The sequence below is a fragment of the Paenibacillus rigui genome, assembly GCF_002234615.1.
In the GTDB taxonomy this organism is placed as follows: domain Bacteria; phylum Bacillota; class Bacilli; order Paenibacillales; family NBRC-103111; genus Paenibacillus_S; species Paenibacillus_S rigui.
The window spans coordinates 85,410-105,194 of record NZ_NMQW01000015.1 but is presented as its reverse complement, the minus strand read 5'-3'; the positions used below and the strand labels follow the sequence as shown (position 1 = coordinate 105,194).

The following is a 19,785-nucleotide window of genomic DNA, read 5'->3' as shown; positions in this document are numbered from 1 at the left end:
ATTGTGGTGGTATTACGGGTCCAAACGGAGTATAATCTGTAGTGTTTGGGGTTTTTATAGATAAAAGGGGCTGTGAATTGATAATGAATGTTCTATACGGAATTGGCTTTGCTGCTGCTTGCCTTATTGCCCTGTTAATGACGCCTTTAGTGAAAAAATTTGCTTTCTGGGTCGGCGCAGTGGATGCACCCAATCACCGGAAGGTACATAGCCGCATTATGCCGAGATTAGGCGGGCTGGCCATTTTTATCGGATTTGTCGGGGCGTATTTTATCATTTCGCCTGCGATGGATTCGGTTAATTCGGAGGTTGCGCTTGGCTTATTGGTCGGCGGCTCTATTATCGTGCTAGTAGGAGCGTTGGACGACAGGTTTGATTTATCACCTAAGGTAAAGCTGCTGGGGCAAATTATTGCTGCGTGTGTTGTAGTGTATTCCGGTGTTGTGATTGATTTGGTCAATGTTCCATTCGGAGACACGACGATTTCATTAACATGGCTTGCCGTTCCGCTTACGATATTTTGGATTGTCGGTGTCACCAATGCGATTAACTTGATTGATGGGCTGGATGGTTTATCAGCTGGGGTATCGGGTATTGCAACAACGACGATTCTGATTCTTGCTTTAATGATGGGGAATGTGACGGTTGTCCTTCTCAGTGTCATTTTGCTTGGAAGCATCATTGGATTTTTATTTTATAATTTTCACCCTGCCAAGATTTTTATGGGCGATTCGGGTGCGTTGTTCCTTGGCTTTAGCTTGGCCACCTTGTCTATCCTTGGCTTTAAACAAGCTACCGTCTTGTCCTTATTAGTTCCTATTATGATCTTGGGCGTTCCGCTTTCCGATACATTCTTCGCGATTCTGAGACGGTGGGTGAATAACCTTCCAATCTCCAAGCCGGATAAAAGCCACCTGCACCACTGCTTGCTGCAGCTTGGATTCAGTCATCGCCTAACCGTGTTGATTATTTACGGTATTGCTTCGATCTTCGGCATCTCCGCTGTTTTGCTTTCCTACATGTCGGAGCAAAATGCGATTTGGGGCATGGTCTTGTTGATCGTCGTGCTCATTGCTATTCTGGTACTAGGTGCAGAGGCTATCGGAATTATCAGCCAAACGAAAAAGCCTGTGCTTCAGTTTTTACAGAAAGTAAAGGTACTGTTCGGCGCACGTTCCCGGATGATGAAATAATATCTCAGACAAAAATGCTAAATCCCAGACCAAACGGTTTGGGATTTTTTGGTTTACCATCCATTGCTATGTTGTTAAATTTCAAGATTCGACTAAAATTTTCAAGCCCCTCAGCCGATAACTTAAATACACGTACCTTTTTTATTGAGAGAAAGCTTTTCTCATAAGTAAAATATGGATAGAGGTGGATTCGAGAGGGTAATGGCTGTGTGACACAATTCAACAAAATAAGCGAGTGGATTAAAACATAAGGAGGAAACAAACTTGAAACGTATGAAATTCAAGTGGCTTAGTGCATCTTTGATACTGGCCATGCTGATCAGTTTAGTGGCGCCTTTATCGGCCTTTGCTGCAGTAACTTTAAGTGTATCGAATTTGCAGTATCGTAACACATCATTTGTACCGGGTACCGATCCAGCCAATCCGACACCGTCGGTTGACCAGTTTACGACCAATCCGATTACGGTAATTGCTAACTTTAATGGGTTAGGCGATGATGAGATTGGCAACATCTATTTTGAAGTAACCAATATCAACACAGGCAAGTCATTCGTGGACAAATCCAGCAAAGCAACAAAGACTGGAAGCAATGAGCTTTCGTTTACGAATGTAAATTTGACTGAAGGCTTGAACAAAATCGTATTGAAATTTGATGGAACGGTAAGTACGGCATCTGCACCTAGCTGGGCCTATTACACGCCGGTTTCCACCATCAATGATCTGTCTATTAATGGGGAAACGTTTATTGACGGGCAAATGTACCCTAAATCTGCCCCCTATACTGGAGCAACAATCACAGGTAGCGCGGGTAACGCAACAAGCATTGATGCTTATTTGAATGGCACTGCTTATCAACCGGCTAACTTTACACGCAACCAGTTTACGTATATTACGAATACAGGCCGTGTAAATGATATGAACTTCAAGCCGGGTGACAACTCCATTACCTTTATTGCGAAGAACGATACAAATACATACAATTTGGACAAGTCGTTCATTTATGATAATGGTAAAGCATTTGCTTACAACTCCTTTATCGATTTAAAGAATGGTACTGCCGCACCAAGCCAAAAATTGATTCAAAACCCGATCGTCGAGCGGCCAACATCCGGAACGCAAAATCCGAATGTCACGCTCTCGGCTTCACTTAAAAACAGTATGACCAGCGGTGTAACCGACTATGTGTACGCCGATATTTATACGGTTGGTACGGGTGGTACTTACACGGTTCATTACGTGTTTGCAGATCAAAGCTTCACAGTTGTAGGGGGAGGTTCCCTCAATGGCGGAGACGCTGCATACCAGCCTGCTTCCACTAAGACGACAGCAGCTTCAGGCAACTACGAGGTTCACAATATCCAAGTGGATTTGCCGATCAATACTAGCAGCCGTGCCCAACAAGTAGTCGTGGTTTTCACGCCGAGAGTAAGTACGGAAGCAGCCCAAACTTCTACATTCGATTTCAGCTATGTTGACAAATCGGATGCTTATGTTACCTCTGTCGGACGTGTAGTTTCCGGTGTTGCCACACCGATTGCTTTTAATGAGTCCGGAACGACCCAGATTACAGAATTCCCTTCGACAATGAGGGTTTCAACTGAGAATACGGCGCAAGTACTCGTGAAACTAAATGGCGTACCGTATAATGATGGCAGTCATAGTGATGGTATTTATGCAACAACAGGTACAACTGGTGGCACTGTTGATATCGTGCTTCAAGGTCTTAGAGATGGAGCAACGACACTAGACGTTATTCCTTATAAAACGACAGGTGCAAGTGCTCCTTCTAGCCCAGCAGGAGGCAAATCGTATAACCTTTTAATTTCCGCAGCGCCTTATGTCATTGTGGATAACATTTATAATGGAATGGTTGTTGCGAGTCCTACTGAAATCTTATGTGGCGCTACAGCTCAATGTGTTTCCGGTAGAGTTATTAATCTTGGTGGCGGAACGTTAAAGGCCACTGTGAACAATGTAGATGTGCCTATTACTTATGATGCAACTACTACTAACAAGTTCACTGTGGATTTGACTTCTTATTTTGCCAGTGACAAAACAGATGGTAAGAAAACAGTTCGATTTGACATTTCTATTAACGGGCAAAAAGTGACAGAAGCAAGCTATGATATCTTTGTATTCAGTGCAAACCTTCCGTCCATTACGAATTTTGAACCAAGCTATGATACATCGGATACACGGTTCACTAAAGATACACGCCCTGATATTTACTTTACAACTGCCAGTGAAGTGAAAATCACGGGTACAGCAGCTAATGCGAACCTTGTTGTAAAATACACGAAACCTAGCTCAACGACACCAATAGCGGTCTCGATTTCTCCGACATCAGCCGGTGCAACAGGAGCAACCTTCTTCAGTATTGCTACAGGAACAACACCGGACGGGAAAATCCAATTGGATGAATTCGGTCTCTATACCTTTACTGTAGTCGGTACTAATGACAGTGGTGCGACGGTAACGAAATCGTTCACATTGAATCGTGAAGCAACATCTTATCAAATCATTGAGCCTAAGGTGATCAAAAATCCTGATGGCAAAGATCAAGCGAACATCAATAAAAACTTCCAACATATTGTTATCTTGGCAGAGAATGCTGACAGCGTCTTTATAGGCAAGGAACAAGCCTCTAAAGATACACGTGCGGATCATAAGAACGAATACTACTTTGATCTCAACGATCTCAAAGCAGGTAAGAATGATGTTAAATTTACAGTGAACCGTGGCAAGGACAAAGTGAGTGGCAGCTTTATTCTATTCAATGTAGATACACCTATTGAAGGTAACCAGTACAAAAGCTTGTTGGAAAATAAAATGAAGGTGTTCAACGGAGATGTAGAATTAAACTTCCCTAAAGACACGAAGTTAATGCGTAATGACAGAACCGATGAGAAGCAATACATTACAACCCAAAGAAGAATTCTATTCGGACTTGCCAATACAGATGATGGCAGAGTAGATAAAGAAAACGAAGATAAAAGAGGAAGAAACTTCTTAACTGAAACAACAGGGCGGTTTAAACCGGCTAGTAAGCTTGTTTGGATCGATGCCGGCACAATTGAAGACATCAATGCTCCGAATGAAGATGAGAAGCTCAAAGATGCTATGCAGGGAAGCGGTCGTTTACCGAATGATACTTCATTTATAAATACTTCTGTAGGCCAATTTTATAACAGAGGTATTAAAGACATTGTTGTTCCAACCAAACGCGGAACTTTAACGCTCAAATATGATGCAAATATCCGCGATGACTCCTGGAAGTACTTAACCGTATACCAATACAATGTTTTTGCTGATAACAACGGGAATCCGGTTCTTGCCAGAAGTGAATGGCGCAATATCGGCGGTGTAGTGGATCTTAAGAAGAATACGATCACTGTACCTGTAGATTCTTTCGGGTATTTCCAAGTTATGTACATGGATAACAGCTTTGATGATGTAACGAATCATGGTTGGGCTAGAGATTATATCGATACACTGTACTCCAAAGGTATGATGAAGAATAAGGATACAAGTCCATCCAAGTTCTTGCCGGATGAGTCCATCACTCGTGGTGAGTTTGTCACGATGCTGGTGAAAATTTTTGACATACCGCTCGAGAATCAGGATACACTTGTAGGAGATTCTACGAATACCCACGTGTTTAATGGTACATTCAAAGATGTCCAAAGAGGAAATGATCTTGTAGGCTCCTATGGCCTGTATGATTTCATGCATATTGAGGCAGCAGCTAGAGCGGGTATTGTTCGAGGTAATGCGGATGGTTACTTTGGTCATAAGGACCTTCTTTCGCGTCAGGACGCTGCCGTCATGATTGCAAGAGCTGCAGATTTGAAAATGGGTACCGATGCTGCTAAAGTGCTTGCATCGCTCCAAAAATCATTTACCGATGGCTCGTCCATTGATTACTATGCTCGACCTGCAGTTGAGGCAGCTACCAAAGCAGGATTAATTGAGGGGATGCCAAACGTACTTCTTGAAGGTCAGAAGAAGCAGACGGTTCGTTTTGCGCCAAAAGATTACTTCTCGCGCTCTGAGGCAGCAGCAATAGCTAACAGAGTGTTGAAACAGCAAAAGAAAATTCCTTAAGTAAGTACGCACTACAAACCCGTCAGCAGCGTTGTTGGCGGGTTTCTTTTAAGGTAACTTAATGGAAAATAATACGTGATGACGCAATGGATAGATCGTTGTATACTAAGTTTCGTGAGCGAAATGATATACGAAGTTGATAGACGGCGCATATTTTCTTCCTTGAGTTGAGCGACGAAACCTCTTTTCGAAAAAATGAAAAAGTTTTTTGAGAAGAGCGCAACTTTTCAAAACGCACTGCGTTTAATACATTGAAAACACAAACAAAGCCGCAAAGAGCTTAAATTTGTTGGAACTATTTCACAAAATAAACTCTTTACCGCTCTAGTTTTGCGGTGTATAATGTATGAGGGCATGCGAATGTCCAGCTTACTATTATATTGTTTACTAGTTTCTGCAAACTTATACGTTGCAGACCTTAATAATACTTAATTTCGCTCAACTCTGGGAAGGGGGTGAATCGGCTAATGAGGGAATCGAGCTCTAATTTATCTAAACAAAACTCTCAACAACCGAAAGATATTCGAGGAGGAGAAAAAAAGGTTATGAAAAAAAGTTTATCCACAATCTTGTCCCTTGCTATGGCATTCTCTATGTTTTCTTCCGTAGCATTCGGCGAAGAAGCAAAGAAATCGTCTGCTGACTTCAGCGACCTGAAAGACCTGGACGCAGCTACTAAAGCTAAGTTCGATGAAATGATTTCCGCTGGTGTTTTTGACGGCGTTAAAGAAGGTACATTTGGTCTGAAAGACAAAATGAACCGTGCTCAATTCGCTAAAGTAGCGGCATTGATCTTCAAGTTGCAAGTTGATTCTTCCTTGAAAACTTCCAGCTTCACTGATGTTAAAGCTGACGATCCAGCTAACGGATACGCTCTTCCTTACATCGAAGCAGTTAAAAAAGCAGGCATCACTGATGGTTATGCTCCTGGTGAGTTCAACCCAGCTGGTGAAGTAACTAAAGAACAATTGGCAACTTTCTTGATCCGTGGATTGAATAAAGATGCTGAAGGTAAAGCAACTCCAGGCGTAAGCGACAAAACAGTTTCCGACTGGGCTAAAGGTTACGTTGCTTTGGCACTTCAATTGAAATTGTTGTCCAGCGGTACTGACGGTACTTTTGGTGGTACTTCCGCAGCTACTCGTGATCTGTTGGTTCTTGGATCTTACGAAGCTAAACAACAATACAAAGGGCCTGCATTCAATGGTAAATACGCTATCGCATCTTTGAAAGCTACTGATGCAAACGTATTGACTCTTCAATTGAATGGCGCTCTTTCCGAAGAAGCGGCTAAGGCTTTGAAAATTGAAGTTAAGAGAGACGGCAACGCGGTAACTTCCGGCTACACCACTAAGTGGAGCGACGATAAAACTACTGCTACGTTGACTTTTGAGTCTAAGTTCCAAGATAACAAATTTGATGTTACAATCAGTGGCGTGGACAACATTGATAGTGCTGCAAAAACTGCTTCTGTAACAACAACACCTGAGAAAATCACTAAAATTGATTTCTTGACTGCTTCGGATACAATTCCGTTGACAAGAGACAAAAATGATAAATTGATTCAAAAAGTTCGCATCGATTTCAAAGCTACTAACCAATATGGTGTAAAAACCAACTTGAATGCAAGTAACTTTGATATTCGTGTAAATGGTGGTACTTTCTCTAACATCGCGGGTGAGCAAGCGATCAACCTGACTGAAGAAGAAGGTACTGAAAGAAATGACAGAATTTCTATCAGTATCATGCACCAAGACAGTGGCGTTCAAGTTAATAAAATCTTCACTGTTGGTGATGAGTCCCTCGTTTCTAAAGTAGAGGTTGGCGATCTGCTTAACGCTGCTGGTGTTAAGATTGATGCAATTGAAGCTAATAGCACTAATAACTACTTGGATGTTAAAGCATATGACCAATACGGCTTCCGTGTAGAAGACAAAAACGTATTGAATGATGATGTTTCTGTTAACTTCTCGGACAACGATCTTGAAGAAGGTCCTGGTACTGGTGACAGACCAAACGATCCTTTTGTTGATGATGTTGTTGGTGATACTGCAGCTGACATGCAAATTCGTTCCACAAACAACGAAGAAAAAGAAATCACAATCACTGTATATGCTCGTGGTGGTAACTCCGCTAGCAAAACAGTAAAAGTTAAGGCTTCCAAAATCCCTGCAACTGTAGAGTTTGGTTCTTATAACTATACATTGGCAGAAGGTGATCAGCTTACTGGTGACGAAGATGTGGATAAAAAGTTCTACATTCCTTTGATCGCAAAAGACTCCAAAGGTGAATTGCTGGATGCAGACGATATCGTAACAGCATACGCTGATGGTGGTAAAGACAGCAAGTTTGATATCCGTTCCACTAGTGGTCTTACTTTGGGCAAAAACGGAAACAAAAACGCTGAAATCGCAACAACTGGTGCTTACAAAGGCTATCTTGTAGTTTCCAGCGTTGATAGAAAAGGTACTCAATCTATCACTGTATCCTTGGAAGATCACAGAGAAGTTAGCACTACATTGAACATCTCTGTAAGCGACCCTCGCGAAGCGGATTCCATTAAGTTCTCTGCAACACCTAAGAAATATATTGTTGGTGGAACAGATACTGAAGTGAAGTACAAAATCTACGATCAAAACGGAACAGAGATGAAATATTCTACTGATTCTGAAAATGATTATAAAGTAAGATTGACTTATACAGGTACTGCTACTTCTACTGCTGGTACTGGTGAGGATGTGTACTTGGCATCTAAAGAAAAGTCCGATGCGAATAATCGTAAAGTTAAGTTGTCTACAGTTTCTGGAAATACCTATTCAGCGGATTTCCCACTCTTAACTGCTGCTGCGGTTAAAGATACCACTTTGGATCCGTGGGACAATTTCTTTGACAAGTCTTTCAAATTCTATTCTACAGCTAACTCGCCTACAGGAACATGGACATTGAAAGCAACACTTATCAAAGTTCCTAAAAAAGGCAGCAATGCAGGTAAAGAAATTGAACTTGATACATTGTCGACAACGATTGAACGTATCGATCCTAATAAATCCGAGAACAAGTTGACTTATGAAGCTTACTTGGATAAAGGTGTAAATAACACAATTCTTGCTGCTGACGACTACTACGATGTAAACAATAAAGGCGCAGCACAAGGCGTAACAGGTTCTACTTACCTGTACAATAATTACAAAAAACTTACAAAAGAAGTTAAACTGAGAGCTAAGAAGGTTAACGGTGAAGAAGTTGCAGTACCATCCGGCTTCTACAATGCTACTACTGGAAAAGCTAACTCGATTATTTCCGTAACTTCTAACAATCCATTAGTTGCAAATATTCCTACTTCTGCTGGCAACTTTGTTGCAGGTCTGGAAGCTGGTACTGCAAAAATCAGCGTATTGTTCAGAAATGCTAAAGGTGACCAAGAGTCCAAAACTATTGATGTAACAACTAAAAACGAAGGTCCTGCAGTAGCAAGCATTGCACTACGTAAAACAGATAAAACTGTTGATCGCGCAACGATTAATGGTAACACTAATCTGTACCTCTGGTCTAAAGAGCTTGCAGAGAAAATTACTGTAAAAGATCAATTCGGTGATGAAGTAGTATCTGAGTTTACTCCAGGAGCTCCTAACGAAGAGCTGAATGCTGCTGACCAATTCTTGATTAAAGCTAATGGCGTTACTGGAAGTCAAAATACTAATGATGTGTTGAACCTGAACTTCTACATCTCTGATGTAACTGGTGGCGATGCAAGCGGCGTATCCATCAATAACCAAACAGGTCAAATCACATTCAACAGTACAACAATCACTGGTTTCACTGTTAACGTAATTGCACCAAGCGGTGTAACTGCAGCATTCGGTGTAACAGTATCTAATTAATCTTCATTAAAAGAGGACCCTTCGGGGTCTTCTTTTTTTTATCTATAAAAGCTATACTTAAGGGACATCCAACTCTAAACCGAGGTGAAGCATGTCGAATCAACGAGTGAAAATTGTCGTATCCGGAATACTTTTATGGGCAGCAACGATTGTCACAGCTGGAGCGGATGGAGGCCCAGGAGCCGTCCAACCAGGCTCAGTCGATGACCCCGTCATAACGAAGAGCTATTTTGAGCAAAACATCAGTAAATACATAGCAGACGAGCTGTTCAAGCAGCAGAATGGTCATGGTTCAACGGGAAGTGCAACTCCTCCTGCCACTAATCAACCAAACTCACCTACAGTAGCGGTTCCCGCTGTCGAAGGTTCTTCTACACTCAACATAATTAAGTTAGAACCAGGTCAGTCCCTTTACGGGGGTGCAGGTTCAGAGATTATCGTTCGAACTGGGAAAGTTATCGTATTCAGTTCCGACGATAGCGGTTTAGCCGATGTAACCATAGGCAAAGACATTACTGCAGGTGCACCGGTTGAACTTAATCATTTGCTTATTGTTCCACGCGAAGGCAGAGGCATTAAGCCTGATCCCAAATCGAAGATCGAGATTTATGTGATGGTGCGTGGCAGCTATATGATTATGAATGCGGATGGAACGAAAGCTACATCATAAATTTTACCCATTCTGACAACAGTTTATACGGTTCTAGGATTCACGCCAGGACATACTACAAGTACATCAACTAGGAGGTGCACTTCATGGCTAAATCGAAAAAAGTAGTGCCGGAGAGTCATCAAGCATTGGATGTATTGAAGTATGAAATTGCAGCGGAATTAGGTCTTCCTGTCGGTAAAGCTTTTGCTGATGCGAACGTGGAATTTGCTACTGAACTTGGTGCGATTCCCGCACAGTCGGTCAAAGAGGATTATTGGGGTCATATTGCTTCCAGAGATACTGGGGCCGTGGGTGGAGCCATTACAAGCCGATTGATCAGAAAAGCGGAAGAAATGATGCTTAGTTTGTAATTTGGGCGAATGTTAATTTTTTGGGAACTCATTGCAAATTTATTGACAGTACTCGACAAATCCAGTAAGATAATTTAATGACGGAAAGTGTGCGATTGTAACCTTTTCCACTCGGAAAAGGTTGATTTTTTGTATGTGTACTTTTTTAAATGATTATGAATACTACTTGTAGGAGGTCGATAGTATGTCTATTCCACGCGGTCGACGCTTATTTACATCTGAATCGGTTACGGAAGGACACCCGGATAAAATCTGCGACCAGATTTCCGATGCGGTTCTCGATGCATTTTTGAAAAATGACCCTAATGCTCGTGTTGCGTGCGAAGTATCCGTTGCAACCGGATTAGTCTTAGTTATTGGTGAGATTACAAGCCAGTCCGAATATGTGGACATTCAAGCCATTGCTCGTCAAACTATCAACGATATCGGTTACACTCGTGCCAAGTATGGCTTTGACTCCAAAACTTGCGCAGTGCTGGTTTCTTTGAATGAACAATCTCCTGACATTGCTCAGGGTGTTGACAAGGCATTGGAAGCACGTGAAGGACAAATGACGGATGAGCAAATCGAAGCTATCGGTGCGGGTGACCAAGGGATGATGTTTGGTTTTGCGGTTAATGAAACACCTGAGTTGATGCCGCTCCCAATTTCAATCTCTCACCAATTGTCTCGTCGTCTGTCTGAGGTTCGTAAGAATGGCACGTTGCCATACCTTCGCCCAGATGGTAAAACTCAAGTCACTGTAGAGTATGATGGCGATACACCTGTTCGCGTTGATACGATTGTTGTATCGACTCAGCACGGGGAAGAAGTAACATTGGAGCAAATCCAAGCGGATATCAAAGAACACGTTATTAAACCAATTGTTCCTGAGAAATTCCTGGATGAGAATACGAAATACTTCATCAACCCAACAGGCCGTTTCGTTATCGGTGGACCTCAAGGTGACGCAGGTTTAACAGGTCGTAAAATCATCGTAGATACCTACGGTGGCTACGCACGTCACGGCGGTGGCGCGTTCTCCGGTAAAGACCCGACGAAAGTTGACAGATCCGGTGCTTACGCGGCTCGTTACGTAGCTAAGAACGTAGTTGCAGCTGGCTTGGCTGATCGTTGTGAAGTGCAGCTGGCTTACGCTATCGGCGTAGCACAACCGGTTTCGATTGCTGTAGATACTTTTGGCACAGGTAAAGTAGAAGAAGAGAAGTTGGTACAACTGATCCGCAAACACTTTGATCTTCGCCCTGCCGGTATCATCAAACAATTGGACTTGCGCAGACCGATTTACAAACAAACTGCGGCATACGGTCATTTTGGTCGTACGGACGTAGATCTTCCTTGGGAGCGTACGGACAAAGCTGAAGCCCTCAAAGCTGAGGCGTTGGCTTAAGTCTTCCAATAATAAGCAAACCTGATTCACTTGTGAATCGGGTTTGTTTTTTTTGTGTCTATTTATCGTAGAACAGGTCAAAACTTGTTTTTTTATCTTCATAGAATCGTAACTTTTATGAAAGATTTGGAGTCTATAATAGAGGAGAGTGGAAATAGAAGGGAGAAGACAACGTGATTAAACAGAAGGCTTGGCATAAAGTTTCAACGATTATAATCTCTGCCATGATAGGATTATCGCCTCTTATACCAACATCGAATATTGCTGCAGCAGCGGAACCGACGGTGACGTTAACGAACCAGGAGATTTTGACGTCCGGTGCCGTTCTCAAATCATATGTTTGGAAGTCTATGAGAAGTAATAAGGAAATTTCGACAAATGCTAAAGTGATAGAGGTTGATCTAACGAACCCCTATGTAAAAGTGGATGTCATGAGCGGGACTGGCAATCAGTTCACGAAGAAGCAAAGCGTATTGGGGATGGCGACAGAGACCAAGGCGGTTGCCGGTGTCAATGGCGACTTCTATAATACGCAAGCGGAGGGCGTTCCAATGGGCCCCGAAATTGCTAATGGGCAGCTTATGGCGACCCCGCCGTACTTGCCTGGGTTTTATTCCTTTGCGATCGATAAAAACAATGTGCCTATTGTAGATTTATTTACTTTTGAAGGCTCGGTTACAGCGAAGGACGGGGCTAAGTTTGCCTTGGGAGGGATCAATAAAACGTATTATTGGTTCGAGCCAGGCGGAGAACACAGTATGATTGATGCGATGTTCATGTATACCAACACTTGGGGACAGGTAGACCGTTCGAACGATGGTGAGACGGTTCCTACGGAGGTATTGGTACAGAACGGCATTGTGAAGCAAATTGCAGATAACGGCATTATTGATATGATCGCTCCAAAGGATGGATACATATTGCGTGCTTCGGGAAAAGCGGCTGATTTTGTTCGGCAGCATATGAAAGTGGGGGAGCCGCTTAAGTATGACTATCAAATTTTGCCGCAGGATCCGAGTAAAACATATGATGCGAAAAATTTTAAAATGATGATTGGCGGGCATACGATACTGGTAGACGGCGGTCAGCCAGCGGAATTTTCCAGGGAAGTGGACAGTCTATGCTGCACGCGTTCCAGAACCGCTATCGGTTACTCTCAGGATCAGAAAACAGCCTACATTATTACCGCAGACAATGCAGGAGACAGCAAGGGCCTCACGATGAAGGAATTGCAGCAGTTTATGATTAAAGTGGGTGTATGGAAAGGCTTGAACCTGGATGGGGGCGGTTCCACACAAATGGTAGCCCGTCCACTGGGGGAAACGGCACCGGTACTGGTCAATACGACGGAAACGGGCATTCAGCGAAAAGTCGTGAACGGGGTTGGGGTGTTTTCATTGGCTCCGCAGGGTGCGGTGAAGGACCTCGTTATTCAAGCGCCTAGCGTATTATTTTTAAATGAACAGGCTGCTTTAAGCTTTAAAGCTTATGACGAGTATTACAATCCAATCGTGGATACAGGAAAAGCAGCGGCAACGGCCCAATGGTCTGTAGATCCCGCTTTTGGATCGTTTAAGGATAATGTGTTTACACCTACGAAGACAGGAACGGTAAAAGTAACGGCTGCTTCCGGCAAAGGAAGTCAGACGGCTGAAGTGGAAGTCGTGGGCAGAAACCAAATCGCAGGGCTTAAGATTGATGCGGAGGATCTTGCTTTAACAGAAGGCGAAACGTACAAGCTGCCGGTGATTGCAACAACGCGTTCGGGCAAGACAAGAGAAGTTCCTCCTGAGCTTATTCAATGGGAAGTTAAGGGGATGAAAGCGGATGTGCAGAATGGGTTAATGAAGGTACAGAGCTTGACCGGTGTTACGCAGGCACAATTGATTGCCCGGTATGATGGGTTCAGTACGATGGTAACGATCCCTGTAGGACAGGATAAGGTCTGGTATGACTTGGACAACTATGCGGTCATGACACTATCTTCGACGAAGCCGGAGGCTGTGTCTGCCTCGGTATATATTAAACCGGATGCGAGCAACAACAAGTATCTTGAATTGAATTATGACTTTACCAAAGGGACCGGGACGAAGTGGGCCTATGCCCAAATGGATACAGGCATTCAGATTGACGGTGAACCTCAATTTATCAAAATGAAGGTAAATGGTGACGAAAGCCTGAATGCTTTAAAGACGGAGATTAAAGATAACAGCGGTAAAATCTATTATGTGGAGCTCGCGCCAAGCTTGAATTGGAAGGGCTGGAAGCTGGTTTCGGCCGATCTATCAGGATTAAATTTGAAATACCCGATATCTGTGAAAAGTGTGTATGTCGTAGACGATGAAATCGGTCAGGACGAGCGCGCAGCTAAAGGGAAAATTGATATCGATGATATTACGTTTACCTATAAAGGACAAGTTACGGCGCCTGCGAAAAATTCAGTAGGCTTGACCATTAACAAAACCGCTGTAACGGTGAATGGAAAAAGCATGACGCTCGAACAGGCTCCGGTGATTGTTAGTGGCAATACGTTGATTCCAATCCGTTTTGTAACGGATGCATTGGGTGGAGAAGTGCGTTGGGATGATAAGGAACGCAAAGTTACCGTTATTCGCGGCAGCAAAATGATTGAGCTATGGGTAGATAGTCCTGAGCTGGTTGCCACGGGCCAAAGGGTTACGGCAGAGGTAGCGCCGACGATTATGAACAACTTAACTGTGGTTCCGCTGCGCATTTTGTCCGAGAATCTCGGCTGGAAAGTGACCTGGGACGAGAAAACCAAGCAAATTACACTACAATAATAGTTCCTTACTCCTCTTACAAACCATGCGAAATATGGTACTATATTGCTAGGAGTCTGTAACAGGCATCACAATTAAGTTACAGACTCCGACAAGGAAACAGTGAAGAGGAGAACTGACTGAATGCAAGGGGATGCCTTAGACCGCATAATCAAAAATGCGATTGACGTCATGGAGAGTAGTAAATACCAGATTTTCGAAATCTGTGAAAGTGTTCGGTCAGAACGTAATGCTCTAAATTTCGAGCTACATCAAGTACTTGAAGAAACCTCGAAGACCATTGATATGGTTGATCATTGTGAAATGGAATATCGGAAGGCGCGCATCCGTCTGACGGAGGTGAGCCGTGATTTTAAACGATTTACGGAAGAAGACATCCGCTCAGCTTACGAACTTGCGACGAATATGCAGACGCAGCTTGCAATGTACCGGGAAAAAGAGCTTTACCTGAAGACAAGAAGAGATGACCTGCAGAAGCGTGTCAAGAATGTGGACAAGCAGCTGGAGCGGGCTGAATCCGTCGTTACCCAGGTCAACGTAGTGCTCGAATATTTGTCAGGGGACTTGAATCAGGTCACCCGCTTGTTGGAATCCGCTAAAAACCGGCAGCTGCTTGGATTGAAAATTATTTTGGCCCAGGAAGAGGAGCGCAAACGGATTGCCCGGGAAATACACGACGGCCTTGCACAAACGATGGCTAATGTCGTTCTGCGAACGGAAATTGCAGAGCGAATGCTATCCAAGCAGGCATATAATTCGGTAAAAGAAGAGCTGGTAGATCTGAAGGGACAAGTCCGGGGAGGTATTGAAGAGGTTCGGAAAATTATTTTCAACCTTCGGCCTATGGCCTTGGATGACCTGGGTCTTATCCCGGCTTTACGCAAGTTCATTCAAGATTATGAAGAGAAAACGAAGATCAATACAAGGTTCGAGCTGGTTGGTAAGGATGCAAGACTGCCATCCGGAATGGAAGTGGCGATATACCGTCTGGTGCAGGAGGCATTCTCTAATGTGCTGAAGCATGCTCAGGCATCGCATGTCACATTGGAGCTGACCTACCAGCAGCAGATGGTCAAAATCGTCGTGACGGACAATGGAGTCGGGTTTGTGGTGGACAACATTGATAAGAAGATTGAAAAGGGAAGCCATTATGGTCTGATCGGTATGCGGGAGCGTGTAGAGCTGCTTGAAGGCCGAATGGAAATTCAATCGACCAAAGATGTGGGCACCAAGGTATCGATTCTCATTCCTATTAAATCAGACTCAAAGGAGGAATAAATAGTGGACATCATGGGAAATACCAAACGCAATATCCGACTGGTGCTGGCTGATGATCACCAGTTATTTCGCGAAGGAGTTAAGCGCATTATTAACATGGAGAACGACCTGGAGGTTGTTGGAGAGTGTGGCGACGGCATTCAGGTTATTGAGCTCTGCAATACATTGACACCGGATATCGTTCTAATGGATATAAATATGCCGATTGAGAATGGCGTCGTAGCTACAGAGAAGCTGAAAGAAATTTTTCCTGACATCAAAGTAATTATCCTATCGATTCATGATGATGAGAGCTACGTATTTGAAACGCTTCGTAAGGGTGCATCCGGTTATTTGTTGAAGGATATGGAAGCGGAGTCCTTGATCAATGCCATTCGTTCCGTTGTTGCGGGCCACGCCTACATCCACCCGAAGGTAACCGGTAAACTGATCAATCAGCTGCGCCGCATGACTTATTTGGATGAAGTTGGCGTTGCTGGGTCCGGTGCACAAGCGAAGGAAGCAGGCGTTAAATACGTGCACAGCGACAACAGTCCGTTAACACGTCGTGAAGCCGAGGTGCTTCGTCTGATGGCCGAGGGTAAAAGCAATAAGATGATCGGCGAATTCCTCTATATTAGTGAAAAAACGGTTAAGAATCATGTCAGCAGTATTCTGCAAAAGATGGAAGTGGATGATCGTACTCAAGCCGTAATCATCGCCATCAAAAATGGCTGGGTTACGCTGTAAAGACAGAGACTTTCAGCAATGCGGCTTAAACGAGGGCGATCATCTATTTTCACCCGGACAAGGAACCAACCTTCCCAAGACGGCATATACTGCTTTTAAGGGAGGGAGCCGCGATGATTTTAGGGTTACTTTGGATCTTTGGCATTTATGCTGCAAGTATTGCCTTGGTGCATTGGTGTTATCGCCGGCAGCGCAAGCAGACTCGGAGAGCAACGCAAATTTTATTAATTACTTATAATAATGAAACACAGGTTGAATGGTACATTCGTTCATTACACTTTTTTTCGCGGCTGAAGGGTAGAGAGATACATGTTACTTTAGCGGATGAAGGTTCATCGGATGACACCGTGGCTATTGCCGAACGCTTCCGTCAGGAGCTTCATCTCGAAATCTGTCCACTTGATACAGCGGATGCTTTATGTACGTGGATCGAAGAGCATGAGGATGAGCAGGTTATCGTCGTTCGGCTTAGCCAGCAAGAAGGTTTGGTAACCGCTTACAAATCAATCTAATTTGATAAGTGTGGGTGAGAGATGAAAGCAGCCATATACGCAATAATGAATGAGCAAGGCTTTACTTGGCAGGTCACCTTAAATATTGAAGCTGATTTTACCCATTGGTTCGGACCGCAAAGGAATCCAAGAAGGATTTTATTGCTGGATCCGGCCATTTCATTTGGACAAGCTTTCATGTTAAAGGACAAGTTGAATGAATTGGACTGGAGCTCGGTGCACTCTACCATTATGGGGAAATCAGGAGCGATTGATGTTTATCGGGGACTTTTGAAAAGAGTGCATGCCGCGTCAGCAGAGCTTTTCATGAAAATGAATCCTTTCGGACAAGCTCCACCCCGCCAGCTTCAGCTTTTTGAATGTGACTGGGAGAAATCAGCCGCTTATCTGGCCGCCTCTGGTCGTGGAACAGCGATGATTAAGGATGAAGAGCTTCAACAGCTAGGAGAAGTATTACAAGGGAGAAGCCTGTTGCTGGACGAGTTTCATCAGCTTCTAACGGAATATCAGTTGAGTGAGGCTTTGGTGGAGCCATTACTGTATTTGCAAGCAGGGTACCTGAGAGGGATGTGGCACCTGCATCAAGGGATTCATAAGCGCAGGCGAAGCAAGCTTGCTTTTTGGTCACGAGATCCGGGCTATGAGTGTCGTCGCTGTGGCAGCGGCTCATCCCATATGGTAATGACGGACTGCATCTTCTGTGGAACGGTCTGTCCATATTGTGAGCAGTGTTTAACCATGGGAAGATCGAGGTACTGCTCGGTGACGGTTAGCGGCGCAGGAGGGCAATGGTTGGGGCGACAACATGTGCATCAGGGTCGACAAGAGTCGGAAGGGAGTGAGGGACTGAAATCGTATATTGAACCTTGGGGCCTAAGTGAGATTCAAGCGGAAGCTTCGGGTAAAGCACTTGAATTTATGAAAGGGGATGAATTACATAAAAGGTTCCCATCTGGAAACGAATCCAGGCAGTTTCTGATTTGGGCGGTAACCGGTGCCGGAAAGACCGAAATGATTTTCCCAATGATCCACTATATGATCGACAAGGGCGGAAAAGTAGTTATTGCCACACCGCGGCGGGATGTTGTGTTGGAGCTGAAACCGCGTATTGAAAAAGCATTCGCCCCGACCTCTGTCGTCACACTGTATGGGGGCAGTGATCAACGGTGGGCCAGCGGAGCCATAACGATTGCCACGACGCATCAGTTGATGCGATTCGAGCAAGCCTTTGACTTGGTTATTATAGATGAGCTGGATGCTTTTCCGTATCATAATAACCCAATGCTTCAATATGCAGCACAAAAAGTGTGCAAGCCGGATGGGATGACCATCCTGTTGTCAGCCACCCCCCCAGTGCGGCTTCAGAGGGCTGCTTCGCGCGGTCGTTTACCTCATGTAAAAGTAACTGCAAGGTATCATCGGCATCCGCTGCCGGTACCCAAGATCGTCATGATATCCCCGCTGAAGAAACAGCTTCAAAAGGCTGTTTTGGACAACAAGATCGTTGAAATAATCCAAACCTCCATAGATCGAGGGGCACAATTGTTTGTGTTTGTTCCTAAGATACATATGGTAGAACCGTTAACGGCTTTATTAAGCCGGGCATTCCCACAAGTGATCACAAGGGGCACTTCCTCCAAAGATGGGGAGCGCGCGCAGAAAGTCACCGATTTCCGAGGGAAAGAGACGCGAATCTTGGTGACGACCACAATATTGGAGCGGGGAGTGACGATACCGAAGTCTGATGTGCTCATATTGGACGCAGACGAACCGATCTTTGACTCGGCTGCTCTGGTGCAAATGGCAGGCAGAGCGGGCCGGTCTGCGGAGGACCCGGCAGGGCATGTTTATTTTGCTGCGAAGGAAAAGACAAGAGCTCAGGCGGAGGCCGTAAGGCAGATCCAAGGTATGAACCGTTTAGCCCGCCGCAAAGGCTATCTAATAGAAAAAGGAGCTGGAGCACATAGGAATAATCAGTAAAAGCTTAGGAGGCCGCATATTCGCCTGGATAGGCAAGCTCCTTGGTGAAGCAGAGGCGCTTCTTGTACCTGTACACAGGGGCTGTGTGGCTTGTGGCGCATCCTATGTGAAGCGTAACGAGCTATCGTTGTGTGAAGCCTGCAGGGCGTCAATCCCTTGGATTCTAGATGTAAAATGCAGCTACTGCGGGCGGCCGGAGAGCTGCACGGATTGCAGAAGAAGAGAGCATCAATTTTTTACGCAAAGCCGAAGTGCGGTCAGCTACAATCCACAAATGAAGGAGTGGCTCGCTTTGTACAAGTACAGGGGGCATGAGAAGCTGCGGGACCTTATAGGAACTATGCTGCTGCATGCCTATCATCTTCACAAGTGCTCTGAGCCTGTACCATCGGGGACCTCATCCAACAAAAAGGTAATGGAGTTCTTTTCGTATGTTCCCTTGAGTCAGAGCCGACTGACAGAAAGAGGGTTTAACCAGGCGCAGCAAATGGCGGAGGAGCTGGCTCGAAGGACTGGAGTACCTGTGCTTCCTCTGTTGGAGCGGATGCGTCATACAGACAAGCAAAGCTTTAAGACCAGAGGGGACCGGTTGGCCGATTTGCAGGGAGTGTTCAAGGTCATACCCGCATCCATGCAAAAGCTTGCGGAGATTGCCACCCGGTGTGAAGTGAGAGTATATTTGATAGATGATGTGTATACCACCGGCAGCACTTTGAACGAATGCTCACAAACGTTGTTGACGGCGGGAACTCCAGTTCAGATTTACGGTATATGCTGGGCGAGATGACAAGTTCAAAGTCCATACAATGTCAACAAAAATTATATGTACAAGCTGATAAATGTTGCGCTACACTATAAGTAAATGAAAACCGATACATTGTAATAACGGAAGGG

12 protein-coding genes are annotated in these 19,785 nt (G+C 44.4%); all 12 read left to right on the top strand.

Going from position 1 to position 19,785, the window contains the following annotated elements; genetic code table 11:
• Positions 1 to 83: 83 nt before the first annotated feature.
• Complete coding sequence (locus tag CF651_RS10635) at positions 84 to 1,193, top strand: MraY family glycosyltransferase (RefSeq protein ID WP_094014836.1); 1,110 nt, start codon at positions 84 to 86, stop codon at positions 1,191 to 1,193.
• 273 nt (positions 1,194 to 1,466) lie between these two features.
• Positions 1,467 to 5,297, top strand: a complete 3,831-nt coding sequence (locus tag CF651_RS10630; protein WP_245855829.1) for an S-layer homology domain-containing protein — start codon at positions 1,467 to 1,469, stop codon at positions 5,295 to 5,297.
• A gap of 467 nt (positions 5,298 to 5,764) precedes the next feature.
• Positions 5,765 to 9,178 (top strand): S-layer homology domain-containing protein, encoded by a 3,414-nt coding sequence (locus tag CF651_RS10625; RefSeq protein ID WP_094014834.1) that lies wholly within the window; start codon positions 5,765 to 5,767, stop codon positions 9,176 to 9,178.
• Positions 9,179 to 9,269: 91 nt separating this feature from the next.
• Positions 9,270 to 9,848 (top strand): hypothetical protein, encoded by a 579-nt coding sequence (locus CF651_RS10620; RefSeq protein ID WP_094014833.1) that lies wholly within the window; start codon positions 9,270 to 9,272, stop codon positions 9,846 to 9,848.
• A gap of 86 nt (positions 9,849 to 9,934) precedes the next feature.
• A complete protein-coding gene (locus CF651_RS10615; RefSeq protein WP_094014832.1) occupies positions 9,935 to 10,201 on the top strand; it encodes an alpha/beta-type small acid-soluble spore protein in 267 nt (88 codons plus the stop codon).
• Positions 10,202 to 10,385: 184 nt separating this feature from the next.
• Positions 10,386 to 11,591 (top strand): methionine adenosyltransferase, encoded by a 1,206-nt coding sequence (gene metK, locus CF651_RS10610; protein ID WP_094014831.1) that lies wholly within the window; start codon positions 10,386 to 10,388, stop codon positions 11,589 to 11,591.
• A 173-nt stretch (positions 11,592 to 11,764) separates the two neighbouring features.
• The gene (locus CF651_RS10605; RefSeq protein ID WP_094014830.1) at positions 11,765 to 14,392 is read left to right on the top strand and encodes a stalk domain-containing protein; all 2,628 of its coding nucleotides are present in this window, start codon (positions 11,765 to 11,767) and stop codon (positions 14,390 to 14,392) included.
• Positions 14,393 to 14,515: 123 nt separating this feature from the next.
• Positions 14,516 to 15,670: a sensor histidine kinase gene (locus CF651_RS10600; RefSeq protein WP_094014829.1), complete on the top strand. Its 1,155-nt coding sequence runs from the start codon at positions 14,516 to 14,518 to the stop codon at positions 15,668 to 15,670.
• A 12-nt stretch (positions 15,671 to 15,682) separates the two neighbouring features.
• Positions 15,683 to 16,399: a response regulator gene (locus CF651_RS10595; RefSeq protein WP_179232769.1), complete on the top strand. Its 717-nt coding sequence runs from the start codon at positions 15,683 to 15,685 to the stop codon at positions 16,397 to 16,399.
• A gap of 113 nt (positions 16,400 to 16,512) precedes the next feature.
• A complete protein-coding gene (locus CF651_RS10590) occupies positions 16,513 to 16,911 on the top strand; it encodes a glycosyltransferase family 2 protein (protein WP_094014827.1) in 399 nt (132 codons plus the stop codon).
• Positions 16,912 to 16,932: 21 nt separating this feature from the next.
• On the top strand, positions 16,933 to 18,891 hold the full coding sequence (locus CF651_RS10585) for an ATP-dependent helicase ComFA (protein WP_094014826.1): 1,959 nt from the start codon (positions 16,933 to 16,935) through the stop codon (positions 18,889 to 18,891).
• Positions 18,892 to 18,997: 106 nt separating this feature from the next.
• Positions 18,998 to 19,678 carry a ComF family protein gene (locus CF651_RS10580; RefSeq protein ID WP_245855827.1) on the top strand — a complete coding sequence of 227 codons (681 nt, stop codon included), beginning with the start codon at positions 18,998 to 19,000 and terminating at the stop codon, positions 19,676 to 19,678.
• The last annotated feature ends 107 nt before the right edge of the window (positions 19,679 to 19,785 follow it).